At 53.6% G+C, this 20,474-nt stretch carries 23 protein-coding genes; 4 read left to right on the top strand and 19 right to left on the bottom strand.

Features of this window, described 5'->3' with window-relative positions:
* Positions 1-91 precede the first annotated feature (91 nt).
* A complete protein-coding gene (locus ACFQO0_RS07120; protein ID WP_382233324.1) occupies positions 92-2,251 on the bottom strand; it encodes a TonB-dependent siderophore receptor in 2,160 nt (719 codons plus the stop codon).
* 355 nt (positions 2,252-2,606) lie between these two features.
* On the opposite strand from ACFQO0_RS07120, the gene ACFQO0_RS07115 reads away from it, so the two are divergent.
* On the top strand, positions 2,607-3,293 hold the full coding sequence (locus ACFQO0_RS07115) for an epoxyqueuosine reductase QueH (protein WP_382233323.1): 687 nt from the start codon (positions 2,607-2,609) through the stop codon (positions 3,291-3,293).
* Between the two features lie 90 nt (positions 3,294-3,383).
* On the opposite strand, the gene dinB is transcribed toward ACFQO0_RS07115, so the two are convergent.
* The 3 genes from dinB to ACFQO0_RS07100 form a co-directional block, all read right to left on the bottom strand.
* Positions 3,384-4,538, bottom strand: coding sequence for a DNA polymerase IV (gene dinB, locus ACFQO0_RS07110; RefSeq protein ID WP_382233322.1), 1,155 nt, complete (start codon positions 4,536-4,538; stop codon positions 3,384-3,386).
* 231 nt (positions 4,539-4,769) lie between these two features.
* Positions 4,770-5,219: a hypothetical protein gene (locus ACFQO0_RS07105; protein ID WP_382233321.1), complete on the bottom strand. Its 450-nt coding sequence runs from the start codon at positions 5,217-5,219 to the stop codon at positions 4,770-4,772.
* A 127-nt stretch (positions 5,220-5,346) separates the two neighbouring features.
* Positions 5,347-5,682 (bottom strand): hypothetical protein, encoded by a 336-nt coding sequence (locus ACFQO0_RS07100; RefSeq protein ID WP_382233320.1) that lies wholly within the window; start codon positions 5,680-5,682, stop codon positions 5,347-5,349.
* Positions 5,683-5,917: 235 nt separating this feature from the next.
* On the opposite strand from ACFQO0_RS07100, the gene ACFQO0_RS07095 reads away from it, so the two are divergent.
* Entirely contained in the window at positions 5,918-6,628 is a 711-nt protein-coding gene (locus ACFQO0_RS07095) for a hypothetical protein (protein WP_382233319.1), read from the top strand.
* Positions 6,629-6,675: 47 nt separating this feature from the next.
* On the opposite strand, the gene ACFQO0_RS07090 is transcribed toward ACFQO0_RS07095, so the two are convergent.
* The 7 genes from ACFQO0_RS07090 to ACFQO0_RS07060 all read right to left on the bottom strand — a co-directional run bounded on the left by ACFQO0_RS07090 (position 6,676) and on the right by ACFQO0_RS07060 (position 13,235).
* Positions 6,676-6,903, bottom strand: coding sequence for a VF530 family protein (locus ACFQO0_RS07090; protein WP_382233318.1), 228 nt, complete (start codon positions 6,901-6,903; stop codon positions 6,676-6,678).
* Positions 6,904-6,914: 11 nt separating this feature from the next.
* Positions 6,915-7,241 (bottom strand): DUF2288 domain-containing protein, encoded by a 327-nt coding sequence (locus ACFQO0_RS07085; RefSeq protein WP_382233317.1) that lies wholly within the window; start codon positions 7,239-7,241, stop codon positions 6,915-6,917.
* A gap of 55 nt (positions 7,242-7,296) precedes the next feature.
* Entirely contained in the window at positions 7,297-7,503 is a 207-nt protein-coding gene (locus ACFQO0_RS07080; RefSeq protein ID WP_382233316.1) for a SlyX family protein, read from the bottom strand.
* Positions 7,504-7,536: 33 nt separating this feature from the next.
* Positions 7,537-8,901 carry a chloride channel protein gene (locus ACFQO0_RS07075; RefSeq protein WP_382233315.1) on the bottom strand — a complete coding sequence of 455 codons (1,365 nt, stop codon included), beginning with the start codon at positions 8,899-8,901 and terminating at the stop codon, positions 7,537-7,539.
* Positions 8,902-9,017: 116 nt separating this feature from the next.
* On the bottom strand, positions 9,018-11,072 hold the full coding sequence (locus ACFQO0_RS07070) for a UvrD-helicase domain-containing protein (protein WP_382233314.1): 2,055 nt from the start codon (positions 11,070-11,072) through the stop codon (positions 9,018-9,020).
* Positions 11,073-11,226: 154 nt separating this feature from the next.
* Positions 11,227-12,588 (bottom strand): TrkH family potassium uptake protein, encoded by a 1,362-nt coding sequence (locus tag ACFQO0_RS07065; RefSeq protein WP_382233313.1) that lies wholly within the window; start codon positions 12,586-12,588, stop codon positions 11,227-11,229.
* Positions 12,585-13,235 carry a potassium channel family protein gene (locus ACFQO0_RS07060; RefSeq protein ID WP_382233312.1) on the bottom strand — a complete coding sequence of 217 codons (651 nt, stop codon included), beginning with the start codon at positions 13,233-13,235 and terminating at the stop codon, positions 12,585-12,587. Before ACFQO0_RS07060 ends, ACFQO0_RS07065 begins: the two co-directional genes overlap by 4 nt.
* Positions 13,236-13,466: 231 nt before the next feature.
* On the opposite strand from ACFQO0_RS07060, the gene ACFQO0_RS07055 reads away from it, so the two are divergent.
* On the top strand, positions 13,467-13,940 hold the full coding sequence (locus ACFQO0_RS07055) for an SRPBCC family protein (RefSeq protein WP_382233311.1): 474 nt from the start codon (positions 13,467-13,469) through the stop codon (positions 13,938-13,940).
* Positions 13,941-14,037: 97 nt separating this feature from the next.
* On the opposite strand, the gene ACFQO0_RS07050 is transcribed toward ACFQO0_RS07055, so the two are convergent.
* Positions 14,038-14,376 carry a BON domain-containing protein gene (locus ACFQO0_RS07050; protein ID WP_382233310.1) on the bottom strand — a complete coding sequence of 113 codons (339 nt, stop codon included), beginning with the start codon at positions 14,374-14,376 and terminating at the stop codon, positions 14,038-14,040.
* 335 nt (positions 14,377-14,711) lie between these two features.
* On the opposite strand from ACFQO0_RS07050, the gene ACFQO0_RS07045 reads away from it, so the two are divergent.
* Complete coding sequence (locus tag ACFQO0_RS07045) at positions 14,712-15,233, top strand: hypothetical protein (protein WP_382233309.1); 522 nt, start codon at positions 14,712-14,714, stop codon at positions 15,231-15,233.
* 67 nt (positions 15,234-15,300) lie between these two features.
* On the opposite strand, the gene ACFQO0_RS07040 is transcribed toward ACFQO0_RS07045, so the two are convergent.
* The 7 genes from ACFQO0_RS07040 to ACFQO0_RS07010 all read right to left on the bottom strand — a co-directional run bounded on the left by ACFQO0_RS07040 (position 15,301) and on the right by ACFQO0_RS07010 (position 20,473).
* Positions 15,301-15,915, bottom strand: a complete 615-nt coding sequence (locus ACFQO0_RS07040; RefSeq protein ID WP_382233308.1) for a MarC family protein — start codon at positions 15,913-15,915, stop codon at positions 15,301-15,303.
* Between the two features lie 79 nt (positions 15,916-15,994).
* Complete coding sequence (gene thpD / locus ACFQO0_RS07035; RefSeq protein ID WP_382233307.1) at positions 15,995-16,921, bottom strand: ectoine hydroxylase; 927 nt, start codon at positions 16,919-16,921, stop codon at positions 15,995-15,997.
* Between the two features lie 4 nt (positions 16,922-16,925).
* Positions 16,926-17,375: an ectoine synthase gene (locus ACFQO0_RS07030; protein WP_382233306.1), complete on the bottom strand. Its 450-nt coding sequence runs from the start codon at positions 17,373-17,375 to the stop codon at positions 16,926-16,928.
* Entirely contained in the window at positions 17,372-18,667 is a 1,296-nt protein-coding gene (gene ectB / locus ACFQO0_RS07025) for a diaminobutyrate--2-oxoglutarate transaminase (protein ID WP_382234053.1), read from the bottom strand. Before ectB ends, ACFQO0_RS07030 begins: the two co-directional genes overlap by 4 nt.
* Before the next feature lie 62 nt (positions 18,668-18,729).
* On the bottom strand, positions 18,730-19,257 hold the full coding sequence (ectA, locus tag ACFQO0_RS07020) for a diaminobutyrate acetyltransferase (protein ID WP_382233305.1): 528 nt from the start codon (positions 19,255-19,257) through the stop codon (positions 18,730-18,732).
* A gap of 109 nt (positions 19,258-19,366) precedes the next feature.
* Positions 19,367-19,837, bottom strand: coding sequence for a MarR family winged helix-turn-helix transcriptional regulator (locus ACFQO0_RS07015; RefSeq protein ID WP_382233304.1), 471 nt, complete (start codon positions 19,835-19,837; stop codon positions 19,367-19,369).
* Between the two features lie 162 nt (positions 19,838-19,999).
* The gene (locus ACFQO0_RS07010) at positions 20,000-20,473 is read right to left on the bottom strand and encodes a GNAT family N-acetyltransferase (RefSeq protein ID WP_382233303.1); all 474 of its coding nucleotides are present in this window, start codon (positions 20,471-20,473) and stop codon (positions 20,000-20,002) included.
* Position 20,474 lies beyond the last annotated feature (1 nt).

Raw genomic sequence — 20,474 nt, 5'->3', positions numbered from 1 at the left:
AGGAAAGTGGCCTGGGTCGACAACGCGGCTGACAACTGGACTAACGGAGGGTTTTTATATCTGCCGCTACACACGCAGAATCACCCGCCCATCAAAACATCTTTTTAACAGCCAGCATGACCGAGCGCGGCTCGCCGTATAAGTTTTGGCGCCCGAAATTACTGACTTTTTCGTAGTATGTTTTATCGAAGAGATTGTTAATGGTCAGGCTGGCCGTGGTCGAACTGTCGATCTGGTAACCCACTTGCGCGCTCACCGTCGTATAGCCATCGCCGACGACGCGTGTTGCGCCGCTTCCCGATGAAAAATCACTGACTGCTTTCAAGCCGCCGGCCAGACTCCAGCGATTGAACGTCCCACTCGTCCAGCTATGCTTGGTCCAGAGATTGAAGCTATGTCGCGGTGTGATCGTAGAAAATGCCTGCCCCACCTGAGCTATCGGTGCCTGCAGGTATTTTGTCGCGGTATAGGCATAGCCAGCGATCAACTCCCAGCCCGGTGCTATCTGGCCACTCACTTCCGCTTCCAGCCCCTCGCTCCTGACTTTGCCGCCTGCGATCGAATCATTGGCGTTGAGGGGCGTGCTTGTGTCTTCGATCGCGCGATCTTTATCAATGATCCTGAACAAGGCAAAACTGCTATTGACGCGCTTGTTGAGCCATTCACTTTTTACTCCCAGCTCTATTTGGAAGCCGGTCCGCGGCGACAAAAGAAGGCCATTCTTGTCAATTGCAGTTTGTCCAACAAAGGTTTCAGCATAGCTGCCGTAGAGCGAAGAATTATCGGTCAGCGCATAGATAACGCTCATCAATGGCGTGAATTGCGTACCCGGCTTGGAAGTGGAACTGATTACTCCCGTACTCGGATTAAATGACTGGGTTTCCCAGCGTCCCAGGCGACCGCCCAGCAAGAAAGTCCAGCGATCAAACGGCTTAAGTTGCACTTGTCCGTAGATACCGGTCTGAGTCTGTTGCGTGCCGCCTGTATAGTTGCCCAGATCCAGCGCCGGATAAGCAATGTCATTGTTTGGATTGTAGATATTAAACGTGCCGGTTGGTCCGTAAATAGACCGATTTTTTGCATCCTCGGTGCTGTGATTGATGCCCAGCAGAATTTGGTGGGTGCGGCCTCCCAGCTCAAAGGGACCGGCATAGTAGGCATCAAGATTTTGATTCTTGGTGGCTTGCTGGAAGTTTACTGTCTGATATGCGACATCGCCGGTCGCCACGTTCGCCAGGCCATTTGCCCGCAAGGCTTTGTAAATCATGCCGCGATCCACCTGGCGCGCGGCAAACTTGAAACGGCCACCGTCATCGAATTTGTGTTCCAATTCCGCAAACAAATCATCCGTTTCCATGTCCTGGACATTATTTTTACTGCCGACAAAAGTTGAGCGAGGTACTTTCGGCAACGTGTAGTTTGCCATCGCTGGCAGCCCTTGATCCACGACGGAATCTATTTTTTGATGGGTCGCACCGAGCGACAATGTTGTCCGCGACGACAGATCGATTTCTACCGTACCGTATCCAAGAAATTTCTTGCTTTCTACCGCGTTGACAAAGCTTTCACGGTTGTCGACCACACCGACTATGCGCCCGCGAATGCGGCCTGCCTCATCCAGTTTGCTGGTCACATCAAATTCTGCGCGGCGCGTATCCGACGAGCCCAGCATGAATCCTGCGCTACCGGACAAATCTCTACGCGCACGCTTACGCACCAGATTGATCGTACCTCCGGGCTCGCCCGCACCTTGCAGCAAGCCTGCCGGACCGCGCAACACTTCTATGCGATCGTAAATTGCGGTATCGAACGCTGTGGAATAGTTGGCGCCCTGGCTAATCGCAAGGCCGTCCAATTGGATACTACCGATATCAAAACCGCGGGCTTGAATCGTGTTGAAATTGCCTGCCCCATCCAGGCGCGTGACGTTGACGCCCGTGGTTTGTTTAAGGACATCTTCAATCTTGGTGATGTTTTGATCATCCAGCCGCTGACGCGTCACCACACTGATGGATTGCGGCGTTTCTTTCAGAGTTTGCGCAATCTTGCTGCCTACCGTCACTGCATGCGCCGCATAAGAACGAGTCGATTCGCTGCTGTCATCTGCCGTCGCGGTAACCTGAACTTCCGGCAACGTTTCAATAGCTTTGGCTTCAGGTACAGGCACACTGCCTTCCTGGGCAAACGCGGAAGCGGACATGGTGAGACAGGCGAGGCCGATGGCCAGCGCAAGTGTTTTACGATGCAGCACAGTATTTCCTTTGGAAATGCACTGGCTGACGGCTGGCTGGCTGATGCGGGATAAATGAAGAGAAGCTTGCGCAATTCTAATTCGGAATAATTCTCATTAGCAAACGATGCTGTCTTTTTACTGCCTTTACATCGCATTACGTTACATATTCACCACGGATTGAAAGCAATGCCGCCAAATATTGCCTAAAAATAGTATGGCAATCCTAGGCACTGAAGGGCATCAGGAATCCTGATGTATATGCTTCTGCTACCATAGCGCCCTGAGCAAATTTAAAGCGGGTTTTTCCTTGCCTTTAGAAGCTGCCGTACGAGAATGTAAATGCCGGTGCAACAAGCACCAAGCGAGAACCACGATGACCGACTCCACGCCCGATTTCAAACGCGATCCGATTCCTCTTCCTAGCAAACCCGGCAAGGTATTGCTGCATTCCTGCTGCGCGCCTTGCTCAGGGGAAGTAATGGAAGCGATGCTGGCTTCCGGCATCGATTACGCGATTTTCTTTTACAACCCGAACATCCATCCGGAAAAAGAATATCTGTTGCGCAAGGAAGAGAACATCCGCTTTGCGGAAAAGCACAACATTGATTTCATTGACGCCGACTACGACACCGACAACTGGTTCGAGCGCGCCAAGGGGATGGAAAACGAACCTGAACGTGGCATACGCTGCACCATGTGCTTCGACATGCGATTCGAGCGCACAGCTTTGTATGCGCACGAACACGGCTTCCCTGTAATTTCGAGTTCGCTAGGGATTTCACGCTGGAAGGACATGAATCAGATTAATGACTGCGGCGTACGTGCTGCGGCCAAGTATCCGGACATGCTGTACTGGGAATACAACTGGCGTAAAAAAGGCGGCTCGGCGCGCATGATTGAAATCTCCAAGCGCGAGAATTTCTATCAACAGGAATATTGCGGCTGCGTGTATTCATTGCGTGACACCAACAAGCACAGACGCGAAAGCGGTCGCGAACGTATCGCGATGGGCGTACAGTTTTACGGCAAGCAAGACACGATCGGAAAAATCGACGAGTAATTTTCTTTAGTCCAGCACGGCCCATTCGATCTTGTAGCGACAGCGCTTGCGAGATCGCTATTGCAAGGCGAGATAAATTCTCCCTGGACGCTATTCCGCAGCAAACAGCTCACCCTGCCCTACCACTGCAGGCAATATGTCCCCGGGCTTCGACAAAGAACTGATACGCACGCCCAGCAGCCGCAGACGCTTGTCCAGCGGTACACGGCGCAGACATTCGCTAGCGGCCTGGCGTATCGCTTGCGCATTATTCGTGGGATCGAGTAGAGTTAGATCCCGCGTGACTGTACTGAAATCGGCATAACGCAACTTGATCCCGACGGTGCGGCCCAGATAATCCTTGCGCACCAAATCATCTGCTACGCGTTCGCACAAGTGAGTGAACAAAGCGCTCAGCTCGCTGCGATCCAGTTTGGCATGCAGATCACGCTCCAAGGTTGATTCGCGACTGATGGACTTGGGCTCGGAGCGCGTCACCACTTCCCGCTCATCGATGCCTTGCGCCACGCGCATCAACCAAGCGCTATAGACGCGTCCGAAATTTGCCTGCAGTACAGCCGGGTCGCATGCAGCTAATTGTTCTATAGTCAATATGCCGAGCGCCGCCAGTTTCTCGCTTGACTTCGGACCGATGCCGTTGATTTTCTTCACCGACAAAGGCCAGATACGGGTAGGAATATCGGCGACCGAAAGTATCGTCAAGCCATTCGGCTTTTCCAGATCGGAGCAAATCTTTGCCAGCAACTTGTTCGGTGCGACGCCTATCGAACAAGACAAGCCGGTCGCGGTAACCACGGCATCCTTGATGCGTTGCGCGACGATGGCAATATCGTCGGTCTGATCGTTCAGATCAAGATAAATTTCATCAATCCCGCGATCTTCCATCTTGGGCGCAAGCGCGCTTACTGCAGCCTTGAATAATTTTGAATAATGGCGATACGCGGTGAAATCGGTAGGCAACAAGATCGCATCCGGTGCCAGCTTCGCGACCTTCATCAAACCCATGCCGGAAAACACGCCGAGTGCGCGCGCTTCATATGTCGACGTCGTCACCACGCCGCGACCCGCATAGTTGCGCAAGCGTGAATAGCTGCGCGAGCCATCGGCCTGCAATACAGGCTGATGTGCAGAACCCGCACCAATGACGACCGCCTGACCACGCAATTCGGGATAACGCAGCAGCTCAACCGATGCGTAAAAAGCATCCATATCAAGATGGGCGATATGGCTTTGCGATGGAATCATGAAAAATCAGCGTCGAAACGGAATGAACGCAGCATATCATTTACTGTACAAATAAACAGTAAGTACAGCCTCGAATGATGATCCTCACACCATCAGACGCTGTCTCTCGAATGGATCTGCACATACTTGGATTCAACGTAAGATGACGCACCCGACCATCATCTTTATTCAGTACAAAATAAAAAAGGCGGAATCACTCGCGCGATTCCGCCTTTTTTCAACTAAATAAATTTACTTCGGAGCTGAAGCCGGCATTCCGGGATCAACCGGCTTTTCCATTTTCATGTGCTGCACTTCGGAATTGCGGGTTTGCACAGCTTCTTTTTTCTCTTGCTTGTACTCTTCCTTGGCAGCTTTTTTGTCAGCTTTGTATTCGGTTTTTGCAGCTTTCTTTTCAGCCTTGTATTCAGTTTTGGCTTTTTTGACCGCCACACGTTTTTTCACGAAAGGATCATTGGTCTGATTCAGACGTGATTGGTCAGTGTAAGCAGGGTCATTCGGGTTTGAAGGTGCTTGCGAGGCTGGAACGACGATCGTGCCCGGCGGATTGGCTTGCGCCGCTGCGAATTGGGTAAACATGGCCACTGCCGTGCCGGCGAGGATTGTACGTAGTTTTATCATGGCAACTCCTTGTAATAAGAAACCGATACGAAGTGTTCGTATGGAAATTGATGCCGTCAACCAACTTGGTTAACACTGCACTCCTTATTACAGACTCGGGTGGTTAACAGAAGTTCATCTTATTCTCGTTTTTACTTCCATGAGGCAATATCCATGCGGCAAGTTATTGCCGTTTTAAACCATATATTTAATTGCTTCCCAGCCATAATCCTATTGCTGTCAGCGACAAGGCGATGGCTGTCCAGGCCAGCACAGACATGCGCCGATAGCGTCGCTCGTTAGCGATGACGCCCTGCTCCAGCGTGACGACCATCTGCCGCAATTGCTCGGCCAGATCCTTGATGTGTACCGCATTCAGGGACGCTACTTCCTGCAGTTCATTGATTTGCTTTTGCAGCAAAGCCTCCTGGGTTGCCGCGGTTTCATCGATCTTGCGGCTTTTGAATACCGGCAATGCCGCATTAACAATGTCGCCTACATAAGGCAGTATCGCCTTGACGGCGGGGAGCAGCCATGTATACATATTTATCCTTGCTTTGAATTGCGGATGTGTGTGATCGCCCTAGTATGGGCCATATCAGTGGATATCTCGTTCAGAGCCAGCCGCACGCGATAAATTCAGTGCTAATTCAGCTCTCTGCGCGCTTTTCCATTTCGTTGACGTCGTGTTTTAAGTTATATTGCAACGACTCCTGTTGCCGGACGATTGCTGCATAGTTACCGCATGATCGGCAGCGACAAACCCCATCAATTTAAACATGACCACACCGCATATGCTCGACCCAAACGCATTACTGAAACCTCTGGATGGCTACATCGTCGAAGATCTGACCAACGCCGATATCGCTACCAGCAGCGCGATTGCCGCATCGATATTGAGCGAGCTCGCCGCACCTGTATTGAAAATGCTGTCGGTCGCCGGCGATTCCGCCAATGACATCTCGGCCGAATTTTTCCCCGACCCGGACGACGAAAGTACGCCGGGCACATTGATTTTCTGGCCGGCCACACGCACCAGCAACAACAGCACGCGAGATGATGCATTCAATGCGGAATACTCGTTGCGCCTTGCCGTGTTTTTATCGGAACGCGAAGATGAAGATGTAATTTACCCTGCCGGTTTCAGCATGGTATTGAAGCTCAATGAAAGTGCTTGCGAACTGGTAAAGGATTTACCACCCGCAGTGTTTGAGCGCCTGGAATTTCAGATGAAAGGCGGCTCGCTGCCAAATGGCTTTGAATTTCTGGACGATAGTGAACACATCACTGTTTTGCCGAATATGCGCAGGCAGTTTTTGAAGGCGATCACGCGTGCGCATTCGGTCACGACTAAAAAACGCAGCAAGGAATTTGAAGCAGTAATGGCGCATTACATCTGGGACAACACCGAACCGGAAGCGCATTTCACCTCCGTGCTGTCGACGCTGGCGACGCTATTCGTCGCGATACACCATCAATCAAAACTGTAATCGTCGTCCGTCTATCTGGCTGTACGCTTTGCCATCGCGATATCCGGTCAGTGATCGGACATCGCGATAAACAATTCCTCAACCCTGGCTCTCGCCCACGGGGTTTTACGTAAAAACGTCAAACTCGATTTGATACTCGGGTCGATATTGAAGCACTTGATGTCGATGCGCCTGCCCAGCTCTTCCCAGCCATAACACTCGACCAGCGCCAGCAGAATTTTCTCCAGGCTCAGGCCGTGCAAGGGGTCGCTACTTTTGTGTGCTTGTTCGCTCATTGTGGTTGCCGTCAGAGCAGCTTGTTTTCCTGTACCAGCACCCATGGCCGCGCCACGACTGCCCATAGCAAGGTATCGACTTCCAGCCATGCGGTCGCCTGCTCATCCGTCGCCTTGGCAAGTTTACCGCCAAGCAGCCATTGTTCAACCGTCGCTTTATCATCGATGGAAAAGCGCGCGGCCACATCCACCAGATCAAGATCGTTGCTTACGACAATCACCAAACCGCCAGCAAAATAGCGTAGCAATTCCGACCACACAATCTGCGAGGTTTCCATATTGAGTTTGGCGTGCAAGAGCTTTTGCTCCTGATTCGCCTGGTCTTCTGTAGTCATCATCAATTCAATCGGCAAAATAACGGGGTTCGATCTGACTGCGAAAAATGCGCGCCTATCAGTAATGCGGCGGTCGCTCATGCGCGGCACCGATCTGGTTGCCGCCACTGGCGATTTCTTTCAGGCGACCGGCCAGCGCCACGCACAGCGCTTCCAGTTCATCGATTTTCTTTTGCTGCTCGTACACCATCTTGTTCAGCGCATCGACCAGATCTTCCTGGCGTGTCAGCTTGATTTCGATGTCAATAACGCGGTCTTCATTCATGCTGCATATTCTTTCTTAGGGCTGGACCACAGCTCATGCCGTCGGCACGGCCTGATGCTTGTGCATTGCTTCACGCCGAAAACCGCGTGAAGCAGTGTGATAAAAGGGGCGCGGGCAAAATTGCCGCGAGATCACGGATGCGGTCAGGGTCGTGGCCAGCAATAGCAGGGTCACATCCTGACTGCGCGTCATTTCCATCACGATGACGCTAGCCGTAATCGGCGCTTGGGTGGCAGCAGCAAGAAAAGCCGCCATAGACAGCAAGGCAATCAACTGGCCGTCCGAGGTACCGGGCAGCAACAGAGCGATATTGTCGCCGATGCCGGCACCAATCGCCAGCGATGGCGTGAAAATGCCGCCGGGAATACCCGCGAAGTAAGACAGTATCGTCGCGCCCAGTTTGGCAATACCAAACATCAGGCTATCGCCGGGATGACCGTTCAGCAAAGCCGCCGCCTGTTCGTAACCGGTGCCGTAAGTCGCGCCAGCCGTCAGCAAACCCAGGAGCGCGACCAACAATCCACAGATACCTGCCAGCCAAACCGGATGACGCTCGGGCCAGCTGCGCTGCGCCGCAGGCAGCCACGCTTTTGGCCCCGCCAGCAATGCCTTGGCAAACAAGCCGCCCAGCACACCGTTCACCGTCGCACACAAGGCCACCGCGCCCCATGAAGAATGCAGTGCCAGTATCGATTGCTCAATATGGAAGTACGCATTATTGCCGACCACCGCCAGTGCGATGAAGCCGGCGCACAGCACCGCCGACATGACCAATCTATCCCAGCGCACTGCCGTACCGCGACCCAGCTCCTCAATCGCAAATACGACCCCCGCCAGCGGTGTATTGAAAGCAGCAGCCAGGCCGCCGGCAGCACCGGCAGCAATCAATGCCTCAGGGCGAAAACCGACGGCAAGGCGCGGTCGCTTTTGCCACCACTGGCCCCACGCCAGCATGACCGCGGCCCCCACCTGCACCGACGGTCCTTCGCGACCGATCGATGCACCAGCCAACAAGCCGGCGGCAGTCAACACGATTTTCCACAGCGATTGCCGCAAGGATACCAACGAACCCTGCGCCGCTCCTGCCGGCATCGACATTGCCGCGATCACTTGCGGGATGCCGCTACCGCGCGCCTCCGGTGCCAGTCTTATCGTCATCCAGCGTATGCCGGCGAACGCAAAGGGCAACAGCAAGAGCGCGCTCCACCAATAGGCATGGGTCAGCTCGCGATTCCACTCCAGCATTTTTTCCGCCAGCCAGGCAAAACCCAATGAAAAAACTGCCACGCATGCGGCACCACCGAGAAAGACAGCAATGCGGAAAGAATGGCGCGATATCCGCATCGTATGGCGCGCGGGCTTTTTAATCGATCGAGGTAAGCGGCGGTCAGTCATCATTCAAAAAATGGAAGTCGACAAAATGAATACGTCGCAAGCAGGGCCGGACGTACTCATCTCGACGCATAATCCGTGCCCGTCGTGATCTCTGTCAGGTCCATACGACAGGGCAGGTATTACGCAACCTTTGGTTTTTGCAGCAATGCCTTCAAATTCGCGAGCCGGTTTTGCGGCGTCATGATTTCATCTTCGGTAGGTACGGCATCGCCTTCATCGAGTTTCATTTCCTTGATGAAGCGTGAAATATCGCAATGCACGTGTTCGCGTGCGCGCTTGCGCTTCTTGCACCATGTCACATGCAACGAGCGTTGCGCGCGCGTGATACCGACGTACATCAGGCGACGTTCTTCTTCAATCCGCGCGCCCAGTGTTTCGATCGGCGCATCGGGATCGCCCTTGTGCGGCAAAATGCCTTCTTCGACACCGACCAGAAATACATGCGGGAATTCCAGCCCCTTGGATGCGTGCAGCGTTGACATACGCACCGCATCCGGCTCTTCATCTTTGCCTTCCAGCATGGACATCAGCGCGACCATTTGTGTCAGGTCGAGCAAACTTCTTTCGGCATCTGTGCCATCCTTGCCGCCAGCACCCTTTTCTTTCAGCCAGGTCGTGAAATCGATCACGTTCTGCCACTTCGACTGAGCCTGCCTGTCGTCAAAGCTGTCGTACAGATAGCCTTCATAATTAATCTCTTTCATCATGTCGTCGAGCAGCGTGCCCGCGTGACTTTCACGATGTGCATGCATTTCGAGATTGTTGATGAAGGTACAAAACTCGCGCAGCGGCGTCAACTGCCTGTCGGCCAGCTTGGATTCCAGCCCGCCCTTGAACACTGCTTCGAATAATGAACATTGCCATTGCCCGGCGAACGCACCCAGTGTTTCCAGCGTCGATTGGCCGACCCCGCGCTTGGGCGTCGTGACGGCACGAATGAAGGCCGGATCGTCGTCCTGATTGGCAATCAGGCGCAGGTAACTGATGATGTCCTTGATCTCGGCACGGTCGAAAAAACTCTGGCCGCCGGAGATCGTGTACGGGATACGTTCCTTGCGCAGCGCCTGCTCGATGACGCGCGACTGATGGTTGCCGCGATACAGAATCGCGTAATCGGAAAACTTGGCACGACGCTCGAAACGGTGCGCGGACAGCATGATCGCGATCTGTTCCGCTTCCTGATCATCGTCCTGCATGCCCATGACCTTGACCGGATCGCCGAGCCCGTGCTCGGACCACAAGGTTTTTTCAAATAGTTTGGGATTGTTGGCGATCACCGAGTTGGCCGCTTGCAGGATACGCGTGCTGGAGCGGTAATTCTGCTCCAGCTTGACCACTTTCAGGTCGGGGAAATCGACTTCCAGCTGCTTCAGGTTTTCTATCGTTGCGCCGCGCCAGGCGTAGATCGCCTGGTCGTCGTCACCTACCGCCGTGAACATCGGCTTCTTGCCGACGCCGGTGACCAGCAGTTTGACCAGTTCGTACTGGCAGGTATTCGTATCCTGATATTCATCGACCAGCAGATAACGCAGGCGACGCTGCCATTTGTCGCGCACCGCTTCGTTGCTGCGAAACAGTTCTACCGGCAGGCGGATCAAGTCATCAAAGTCGACTGCCTGATAGGCGGACAAGGTCGCGACATAGCTACGATAGATGCGCGCAGCTTGCGCCTCGTCTTCATCTTTCGCCTGATTCAACGCGGCATCAGGATCGATCAAGCCGTTTTTCCACAAAGACATCGCGCTCTGGATGCGACGTATCAGCTGCTTGTCTGTCGTGACCGCCAGATCCTGCACCAGCGAAAAGCAATCGTCGCTGTCCATGATAGAGAATCTATCCTTGAGGCCCAGCTCCTTCGCTTCCTGCCGCAGGATTTTGACGCCCAGCGAATGGAAGGTGCTGACCGTCAATTGTTTGGCTTTTTTCGGCTCTTTCAGCAATTTGGCGATACGTTCCTGCATCTCCAGCGCAGCCTTGTTGGTAAAGGTCAGCGCCGCAATGTTTTTCGCTTCGTAGCCATGCTCTTCGATCAGGTTCGCGATCTTGGTCGTGATCACGCGCGTCTTGCCCGAGCCGGCACCGGCCAGCACCAGGCACGGGCCATCCATATACTGGATCGCTTCGCGCTGCGGTGCGTTCAGACCGTGCGAGGAGGAATTCGGGGGAGATGACATCAGAAAAAGTGCAAGCGAGCCGGGAATTAAAGCAGGCCATTGTATCAGCGCAGGCTACGATCCCGTCCACAAATCCCGGCGCCGGGACCGCCTGAGCCGCCAGCATGGCATCCCGGCAACTTGCTTGATAACTTGCTTAATACATGGGCAACAGTTATCCGATATTGACGCGCCCGCCCGGGTATTGAATATCCGCGCCTTGCGGATTTGCCAGCGTGAAGGCCAGCGTCAACGGCCCCACCCGGCCTATCAGCATCACCACCATCACCACGCATTGCCCAGCGATCGACAGTGTCGGCGTGACATCGCGCGACAAGCCGGTGGTAGACGCCGCCGATACCACCTCAAATGCGAGATCGAGGAAGTGACGGTCTTCTGTCAGCATCAGGATGAACGTACCAAGAATCACGCAAAAAAATGCCATCACCGTCACCGCCAATGCGCGCAAGATCATGCTCGCTTCTATGCTGCGCCCAAATAAAACCGGATGGCGCTGCTGGCGCAAGAAAGTGCGCGTCGCCACCAGCAACACGATGAAAGTCGTCAGCTTGACACCGCCGCCGGTCGAACCGCTGCCAGCACCGATGAACATCAGGATCATGATGAAAAAAGTACTCGCTTGTGTCAGGCCGACCGTATCCATGGTGGTGAAACCCGACGAACGCGGCGCTACCGCCTGAAACCAGGCGGCCCACAATTTTGTACCCAGGCCATGCAATCCGCCCAAGGTATCGGGATTGCCGTACTCCAGGATGAACAAGGTCAGCATCGCCACCAGATTGATGACGACAGTACCGACCAGCATCAGCTTGGTATGCAATGCAAATTCCTGGAAGCGGCGTTTGGCGCGCAGATCGGCAATCACGGCAAACCCTATGCCGCCGGAAATGAACAGAAAGGAAATCACCAAATTGATCAGCGGATTGCCGACATAGGCGGCGAGGCTGTGCGAAGCCAGGCCGAAACCGGCGTTATTGAAAGCCGACACTGCGTGAAAGAAACTATAGAACAACCCCCGCGACCAACCCATTTCCGGCACCCACTGCGTGGCCAGCAACACGGTACCCAGCACTTCCATCAATACGATGAAGCCAAACAGCACGCGCAATAATCGGCGCATGTCGAGCCGGCCGCTTTGATTGAATGAGTCCTGCATCGCAGCGCGATTGCGCAACGTCAGGCGACCGCTGGTCAAATGAATAATCAACACGCCAAAACTCAACAGTCCGATGCCGCCCAGTTGGATTAACACCAGCAACACCCATTGTCCGAACAGCGTGAAATGGCTGCCGATATCGACGACAGACAAGCCGGTGATGGTCGAAGCCGATACCGCCGTGAACAGTGCTTGCATCCATGAAGTCGGTGCATTGCTGGCCATCGGCAACTTGAGCAACAACATGCCGACCAGCGACAGTCCGACGAAGGACAATAACAATGCCTGCGGCGGCGTCAGATGCATTACCTGCCGCTTGACCTGCCGATACAGCATGGGCGGTTGAAACCCGCGCCTCATAAATTGCCGGAGATACTGCGCAGATTATCCAGCGGGCCAGCCATCACCATTTGATCGCCGAGGCGGAATACATAGTCACCAGGCAAGGCCGTCAGCATTTCGCGTTGATGCTTTACCAGCAACAGTTGCACACCGCGCTCGGTCAGATTCAGCGACGCGACGGTTTGGCCTGCAAGTTTCTCAGACACGCGCACTTCGACTGTGAACAAGTCATGGCCGAGACTGATGTAATCGACCACTTCCGGATACATCATGGCGTGCGCCAGACGCAAACCCATTTCATGTTCCGGATGCACGATATGATCAGCCCCCAGCTTGTGCAGGATGCGATGGTGATTATGATTCAATGCCTTGGCCCATACTTCCGGCTTGGGCATGTTCTTGACGGTCAAGGTGGCCAGAATATTCGCTTCCAGATCCTCGCCTATGGCGATCACTACGGCGTCGCAGTCCTGCACGCCAAGGTCGCGCAAGGTATCTTCATTGCGCGCATCGGCAACCACCGCCTGCGTAATATCGTCGGCAATGTCGTTGACGTGGGCCGGATCGAGATCGATGCCGAGCACGTCGTTGCCCAGCCGCGCCAGCTCGCGTGCAACAGTGGAACCGAATGCTCCGAGTCCGATAACGGTAAAGGTACGTTTCATGGCAATGTAGGTCGCGTCGCATGGACGCAAGCGAGAAAATGGAATCCCGCATTAAAGCATAATTGCACGCACCTACAGGCGGCAATATCATGGCGAATGTTCGCTGCTTCACGCCCGGCGGCATCGACTGCACAGTACAATGACACCGACGTCGTATCGGTACGCCAATATCACCAGCACACTAGCGTACCGGTTCGTGCCCTTTACCATTTTTCATGAAGCCCGTACGCCATGCAATTCCAGCATTTGATTGAAATCAATGACCCACTTAATCCCCTGATCGATACGCTGACGCGCGATCAGCTTTGGCGCGGACTGGTGTTGCGCGCAGAAGCGCCCAAGCTGTTCATCCCCTGGCTGGATGAGTGCAGCCTGCTGGGGCGCGAGGACAATGTGCTGTCGCGCGTATTGCGCTACAACGCATTACTGATCCACGATCACGTCACCTTCACGCCACAGGAAAAAGTACATTACGATGTGCCGGCGCAGGAAGACATCCCCGCCTCCAGTCTAATCGTAACGATAGAAGAACCGCAGCCGGGCGCCTTGTTTGTGCGTTTTGAATATGACAGCGGTTTACCCGATGATGACATGGATGCGTTTTATAACGAATTCCGTCGTTCGGCTTATCAGGAAGCAGATATCGATACGATACGCATCATCCGCCAAATGGCTGAAGAAGGCCGCCTGGGCTTACCGATCTGAACAAACGATGAAGAATTGAGCAACGCAAACGATCTTCAGAGAACAATAAAAAACGCCGGGCATGCCCGGCGTTTTGCTTTTTAAGCGTAAAAATTGATCAAGGTACTTTGACCGAATTTTTAACTGATTTAACGCCAGCTGTTTTCTTGGCGATATCGCCAGCCAAATACTGCTGCCAGTCATTTTTGACTGTACCGGTCAACATCACTACGCCATCAGTAGTAGCGGCGGCAGTAATTTTGGTGCCAGCCAATTGCGCTTCTTTGGCCAGAGCGGCTGTTACCGCGTTGGTCAATGCAGCATCTGGTGCCGCCGCCGGAGCCGCCGCAGCAGCAGGTGCAGGCGCTGCTTTTGGCGCTTCTGCTTCAGTGGTGGCGCAACCTGCCAGAACTGCAGAAAAAGCGACCAGTGCCAAAGCGCTGTGAATCTGTTTCATAGTGTGCTCCTCTATATTTTTTTGGACGTTATTGGTTTTTGAGACAACCTATTATTGAAAGCTAAAACTGCTTCCGGAATTAGTATAGCCACAGCATTTATGAAAAGGGGGAATGTCATGGCTATTTTTTTTGTCGAAATTGACCTTGATCAGCGTCTATCCTCGCTTATGTCGCTTGCCAGCAACATCCTTTTCAACCGTTTGAAAAATCCTCTGTCAGCGCCTGCCGACAATAGTCCGGCTACGCCGTAACAAGCACCGTCAGTGGCGCACTACTTTGGAACTCGCGGCCCATTTTGATAGTCAAGTAACCACTATCAATCGAGGAGCTTGCCATGACCGTCATCATCGCCGGACGCTTTGCACAACAAGACCAGGTACAGGAAGCGATTGTTGCGTTGCAACGCGCAGGAGCACCATCCGACCAGATCACTTCCTTTTACGTCAATCCGCCGGGGCAGCATGATCTCTACCCGATAGGTGGTGATCGAGATGAATCGCCAGGCGCTGAAGATAGCGACAAAGGCACGGCAGCTGGATTAGGCGCAGGCGGCGTCATAGGCGGTGCGGCGGGTGCTGCAGCCGGACCGCTGGGCGCGATTACCGGCGCTCTGGTTGGCGCACACATCGGCTCGCTGATGGGATCCCTATCGGGCACCGATGAAAACAAAGACATCCCGCCGTTGCGACAGGCCGGCATGCTGGTGGCCGTCACTGCTACCAGCGAAGAAGAGGAAGAGAAAGCCATCGCTACCTTGCGCGCAGTAGGCGCCACGTGCTTGGAGCGGGCACAAGGACAAATTGTGAATGGTGACTGGACGGACTTCGATCCCTTGTCGTCACCACAATTCGTTTAAGCGGTCACACAGATACCGGCTTCAATCCGGCTGACGGGGGTATGAAGTGTACCTCAGTGCGTCAGCCTCAGCCGATGAAACCGACACTTTCCAGACCTGTCACGATCATGTCGATCGCAATTGTGCCGATCAACAAGGCAGACATGCGGCCCACCAGATCGATATAGCGATCCGTAATCGCGGCATGTCTTTGCTTGAGTTTGTCATGTGCAATCTTCATTGCAACCAGAATCGCGACCGTTAGTGCCAGGGTACCGACAATGACCGCAGCAGCACCCGGCAGCGGCAGTCGCGTTCCTATGACCACTGCCGCACTCACTGTTCCAGGACCAATCATGATAGGCATCGCAATGCTGCCTGCGATCGCGGCGGGATTGTCACGCATGCTTTCAATCGCATGCGCGCCAGAGAACACATAACGCAAACCAATCAGCAAGAAGATGATTCCACCAAAGATTTGAAAGGATGCGAATCGCACCTGCAGGTAATCACGGAAAAAAGCTTCCCCGCCCCATGCAAACAAAGTGAATACACAAGCGCTGATCAGGCTGCCGCGTATCAGTACACGCGCGAACGTCGGGGTAGGCAAGCCGCGTATCAAATCGAGCAGGTAAATGCTCATCAAGAAGGGATTGAAGAGCGCAAAGAACAACGCAAAAGAACGCAGATAGGTTTCTTCCATCAATTCCTTATGCCGGATTTAGTCGGTATGCCATTGCCAACGCGGCTACTTTATATGAGCACGGCAAAGGCAAACGCATTCAATCTATCGCCAATTCCCGCGGCGACAGCGGTGCGATGCCTTCACGGGTCGCGACAAATTCGGGGCGCGGTGTCAAGCCACCTTTCGGCAACTCGAGCTGATTTTCAATGCTGTTATAGACAAAGAACACATTGCTGCGCGGATAAGGCGTGATGTTGCCGTTGGAACCATGCATCGTATTGCAGTCGAAAAACACCACCGAACCAGCCTTGCCCGAACAGGATTTGATCCCTCCCATATCGGCCAGATAGCGCAACAGAATTTGGTCCGGCACGCCGACGTCTTGTTTTTTCAACGAAGTTTTGTAGTTTTCGTCCGGAGTCTCGCCCATGCATGAAACATAGTGATGGTGCGAGCCGGGAATCAGCATCAAGGGGCCGTTGCAATCACTGTTATCGGTCAACAAGATAGAGCAACTCAAGGCACGCATCGCTGGCATCCCATCTTCGCTGTGCCAGGTTTCAAAATCCGAGTGCCAGTAAAACTCCTTGCCAGTGAAGCCCGGTTTGTAGTTGATGCGTGATTGGTGAATATAGACTTCGCTACCGAGAATCTCGCGCGCCACATCTAACACACGTGGATCGCGTACCAGGTTCGCAAAGATTTCATTCAATCTATGTACATTGAAAATCGAGCGTACTTCACCACTGCCTGGTTCTGCGATGACTTCCTTGCGGCCTGCATGCGTGAATTCTTCGCGCATGCCCTGCATCGCATCGAACAGATAGCCGACTTCTTCCTGATTGAATAGCTCGGGCATCAAAAGGAAGCCGTTCTGCTGATAGGAACTACGTTGCGTAGCGGTCAGACACGCACTTTCATTTGCTCGTATTTCATCTTCGTACACGACAGGCTCATGGCGCGCGAGGATGGCGGCGCTGCTCTGCGTGCGTGTGGGGTAAGCATCCTGAGAAAGCATAATCATCTCCTTAAGCGTCGATCACGTCGGCCTGGACTTCCTTGCCGACACTTGCTTTTGCAAATTTGCTGGCGGGCGCAGGTACTACCGCGTACACACCGTTTTCATCATGCGTCTCGTTGCCCACCAGCGGCGGGTTGAAAGTGCAGATCAAATGCAAATCGGTTTCTGCGCGCAACCAGTGTTCATCGTTCTTGTTGAGTGCGTATAGGGTGCCGGGTTCGATACGGAAGGTTTCGCCGGAAGGAATCAGTTCGACCGAACCGACACCCTCGACGCAATACACGCCTTCCAGATGATTCTGGTACCAGATGCGTGTTTGGGTGCCGGCGTAAATCACCGTGTGATGCATCGAAAATCCCATGCCATCCTCCTGCAACAGCAGGCGGCGGCTGCACCAGTTCTGCGCCTTGACGTCGCGCGGCGTATCAATAATTTCTTTCAGTGTGCGTACGATCATGCAGTCACCTCTTTATCTGATTCAACACGGGCATCGGCCTTTTCACCGACCGCTTCTGCCACTGCATGCTCCAGAATATCCAGACCGGCCAGCAAGGTTTCCTGCTCAATCGTCAGCGGCATCAGTAGTTTGACGACCTCGTCTTCACCACCGGATGTTTCAATGATCAAGCCGTTCTGGAATGCAATCGTGGTAATACGATCAGCGACTGCCGCGTCCTCGCAAGCGATGCCTTGCATCATGCCGCGCCCACGACGTGTGAGCTTTGCATCTGGATAGCTAGCAACCAGCTTGTCGAGGAAAACTTCAATTGTCAGCGCCTTCTTTTGGATTGCAGCTTGGAATTTATTGTCGCTCCAATAATTTTCCAGGGCCGCTGTGGCGGTGACGAAAGCCATGTTATTGCCACGGAAGGTACCGTTATGCTGACCCGGCTTCCATACATCCAGCTCTGGCTTCATCAACAGCACTGCCATCGGCAAACCGAAGCCTGACAAAGACTTGGACAAGGTAATAATGTCCGGCTTGATACCCGCTGGTTCGAAACTGAAGAAGGTGCCAGTACGGCCGCAACCTGCCTGGATGTCATCGACGATCAACAAGATTTCGTGACGCTGGCACAGCTGTTCCAGCTTCTTCAACCAGTTCAATCCGGCGACATTCAAACCGCCTTCGCCCTGTACGCATTCGACGATAATCGCTGCTGGCAGATCCACACCACTACTTGGATCTGCGATCATTTTGTCCAGCATTGCGATCGTGTCGATATTCATGCCGAAGTAACCCGAGTAGGGCGCACGGTGAACATCAGACAGCGACACACCAGCCGCATCGCGGAACTTGCGATTACCGGTCAAGGCCAGTGAGCCGAGCGAAACGCCATGGAAACCATTGGTAAATGAAATCACCATTTGGCGACCAGTCACATTGCGCGCAAGCTTGATTGCGGCTTCCACCGCGTTGGTACCGGTCGGGCCTGTAAATTGGATCTTGTATTGCATCTTGCGCGGCTTGAGCACATGGGTTTCAAACGTTTGCAAAAACGCTTTCTTGGCACTGGTTGCCATGTCGAGGCCATGCACAATGCCGTCTTCCGCAAGATATTCAACAAGTGCCTGCTTCATTATCGGATTGTTGTGACCGTAGTTCAGCGACCCTGCGCCGGCAAGAAAGTCGATGTAGGTATTGCCACCTTCGTCGGTCAGCACTGCATTCTTTGCTTTCGTAAAGATGGTTGGGAACGAGCGGATATATCCGCGAACTTCTGATTCAAGTCGATTAAAGATGCGCATCATGCTTCTCCTGATGGATGGTTGATGGAATGGTCCGGGCAAACCCGATCAAGCTGCGTGGATCACGCGACGTGTAGGCGAGGACCAATTTGATAGAGCCACTCTTCTTCATGCTGGCCGTCGCCAAAATCAGCGACAGTGAAGTAAGGGACGGCGTTAATTTCTGTGTCGTGACGTCGCGCGTAGCTGGCAAATAATTTCTGCGAACCGATATTGCTCGGACTGATCGTGGCTTCGATCATCCGGAAACCGAGCGACTGCGCACAACGCTCTGTCAGGCTGTCGAGCATGCGCGAACCCACATGTTGGCCTTGCATATTGGGGGCAACCGCGACCTGCCAGATGAATAATGTGTCCGGTTTTTCCGGTGGAATGTAGGCGGTAATGGCACCCGCCAGCTCGCCGTTAAACTCCGCGACCACGCAAGTGTTGGCGTGGTGCTCGCACAGCAACACGTAGGCATAGCGAGAATTGAGATCTAGCGGCGGGCAACGAGCGATCAGCTCATGCAGATGTGCGCCGTCACGACGATCCGGCTGACGCAACCCAATGAGATTGGCTGCGGCGGAAGTAGGTATTCGTGCGTTCATGCTTTCTCCTTTTGTGCGAAAAGCGATCCCCGCAGCCAGCTTGGCTACAGTTACACTCGTCGGTAAAAAGGGAAATCAGGTTTGCGCAGAAACCAGAAACTGCAAGGTTCTACACAGGCTCTACAGGTATTTTTGCTTCAAGCAAAGAGGCGAATTGTTCTAGCGTTACGACTAGCGCCTGGCGATCGTCTTCTGGCAAAGCGCCAAGTGCACTGCCAAATCCGTTCGGTAATGCCGACGGCGCATTGGCAAGAACCAGTTGGCCCGCCACTGTCACTGCGACAAATACATTGCGACGATCACGCGTATCGCGCTCTCGTTGCACCAAACCTTTTTCTTCCAGCCTATCGACAATGCCGACCACGGTACTGGGACTGAGTTGAATAGCGCGCCCGATACTTTTGAGCGTACTCGGCCCCATTTCCGCAATTGCAAGAAGTGCCACAAGTTGTGGCGATGTGATGTTGTGTGTGACGGCTAAACGCTTTGAATGGTGCTCTACACATTGCGCAATGCGACGCACGCTTTGCAATATGCGAATCGAATCATTTACGGCAACAAGTTTGGTGATGTCATTCATGACCGCGAGTTTAGCGACATCTTTTCATTCTGTCGCGCTGCATCACTACAAGCTCACATTTTCCTGTTTTTGATATCCCGGGTGCTTGATTTACGAGCCGTCATTTTAGCCCCCGCATGCTTCGATGTCAAATCATTCTTATACGAATGATACTTGAGCAAATTATTTCCTGAGCATTTCTATATGGGGGATTCCGTCTTCCAGATAAGCGGCTGAGACCTGACGGAAGCCGAATGCGCCATAAAACCGCGCCAGATGTTCTTGCGCCGAGATGCGGATAGCGCTGTCGGGAAAATGTTGCTCGACACGGCGTATGCCCTCTGCCATCAGTTGTTGACCGATACCAATGCCGCGCATGGCTCGCACTGTGAGCACGCGACCCAGCGCCGCTTCCGGATATCGATCGCCAGGCGCAAAGCAGCGCAGATATGCCGCCAGTTGTTGCGTGCCCTCTTGTCGCCCGATCAGGTGATAGGCGCGCGGGTCATTGCCATCGATATCGGCATACAGACACTGCTGTTCCAGCACGAAGACGTCTTGCCTTGCAGCAAGCACCGCGCACAAGGTCGCGGCATCCAGTTCGTCAAATGCGGACCACTGCCATGTAATCATTGCACTCTCGTTTTGACTTTGCATG

This window comes from Herminiimonas aquatilis, assembly GCF_042665175.1.
Classification (GTDB): domain Bacteria; phylum Pseudomonadota; class Gammaproteobacteria; order Burkholderiales; family Burkholderiaceae_D; genus Oxalicibacterium; species Oxalicibacterium aquatilis.
Note: the sequence above shows the minus strand (reverse complement) of the source record. Positions and strands in the feature narration are given on the sequence as shown.

Bases quoted from the DNA above. Each gene is read 5' to 3' on its own strand.
- ACFQO0_RS07115 (WP_382233323.1), top strand. From the start codon at position 2,607: ATGACCGACTCCACGCCCGATTTCAAACGCGATCCGATTCCTCTTCCT.
- dinB (WP_382233322.1), bottom strand. From the start codon at position 4,538: ATGATTCCATCGCAAAGCCATATCGCCCATCTTGATATGGATGCTTTT.
- ACFQO0_RS07100 (WP_382233320.1), bottom strand. From the start codon at position 5,682: ATGTATACATGGCTGCTCCCCGCCGTCAAGGCGATACTGCCTTATGTA.
- ACFQO0_RS07095 (WP_382233319.1), top strand. From the start codon at position 5,918: ATGACCACACCGCATATGCTCGACCCAAACGCATTACTGAAACCTCTG.
- ACFQO0_RS07090 (WP_382233318.1), bottom strand. From the start codon at position 6,903: ATGAGCGAACAAGCACACAAAAGTAGCGACCCCTTGCACGGCCTGAGC.
- ACFQO0_RS07085 (WP_382233317.1), bottom strand. From the start codon at position 7,241: ATGATGACTACAGAAGACCAGGCGAATCAGGAGCAAAAGCTCTTGCAC.
- ACFQO0_RS07080 (WP_382233316.1), bottom strand. From the start codon at position 7,503: ATGAATGAAGACCGCGTTATTGACATCGAAATCAAGCTGACACGCCAG.
- ACFQO0_RS07075 (WP_382233315.1), bottom strand. From the start codon at position 8,901: ATGATGACTGACCGCCGCTTACCTCGATCGATTAAAAAGCCCGCGCGC.
- ACFQO0_RS07070 (WP_382233314.1), bottom strand. From the start codon at position 11,072: ATGTCATCTCCCCCGAATTCCTCCTCGCACGGTCTGAACGCACCGCAG.
- ACFQO0_RS07065 (WP_382233313.1), bottom strand. From the start codon at position 12,588: ATGAGGCGCGGGTTTCAACCGCCCATGCTGTATCGGCAGGTCAAGCGG.
- ACFQO0_RS07060 (WP_382233312.1), bottom strand. From the start codon at position 13,235: ATGAAACGTACCTTTACCGTTATCGGACTCGGAGCATTCGGTTCCACT.
- ACFQO0_RS07055 (WP_382233311.1), top strand. From the start codon at position 13,467: ATGCAATTCCAGCATTTGATTGAAATCAATGACCCACTTAATCCCCTG.
- ACFQO0_RS07050 (WP_382233310.1), bottom strand. From the start codon at position 14,376: ATGAAACAGATTCACAGCGCTTTGGCACTGGTCGCTTTTTCTGCAGTT.
- ACFQO0_RS07045 (WP_382233309.1), top strand. From the start codon at position 14,712: ATGACCGTCATCATCGCCGGACGCTTTGCACAACAAGACCAGGTACAG.
- ACFQO0_RS07040 (WP_382233308.1), bottom strand. From the start codon at position 15,915: ATGGAAGAAACCTATCTGCGTTCTTTTGCGTTGTTCTTTGCGCTCTTC.
- thpD (WP_382233307.1), bottom strand. From the start codon at position 16,921: ATGATTATGCTTTCTCAGGATGCTTACCCCACACGCACGCAGAGCAGC.
- ACFQO0_RS07030 (WP_382233306.1), bottom strand. From the start codon at position 17,375: ATGATCGTACGCACACTGAAAGAAATTATTGATACGCCGCGCGACGTC.
- ectB (WP_382234053.1), bottom strand. From the start codon at position 18,667: ATGCGCATCTTTAATCGACTTGAATCAGAAGTTCGCGGATATATCCGC.
- ectA (WP_382233305.1), bottom strand. From the start codon at position 19,257: ATGAACGCACGAATACCTACTTCCGCCGCAGCCAATCTCATTGGGTTG.
- ACFQO0_RS07015 (WP_382233304.1), bottom strand. From the start codon at position 19,837: ATGAATGACATCACCAAACTTGTTGCCGTAAATGATTCGATTCGCATA.
- ACFQO0_RS07010 (WP_382233303.1), bottom strand. From the start codon at position 20,473: ATGCAAAGTCAAAACGAGAGTGCAATGATTACATGGCAGTGGTCCGCA.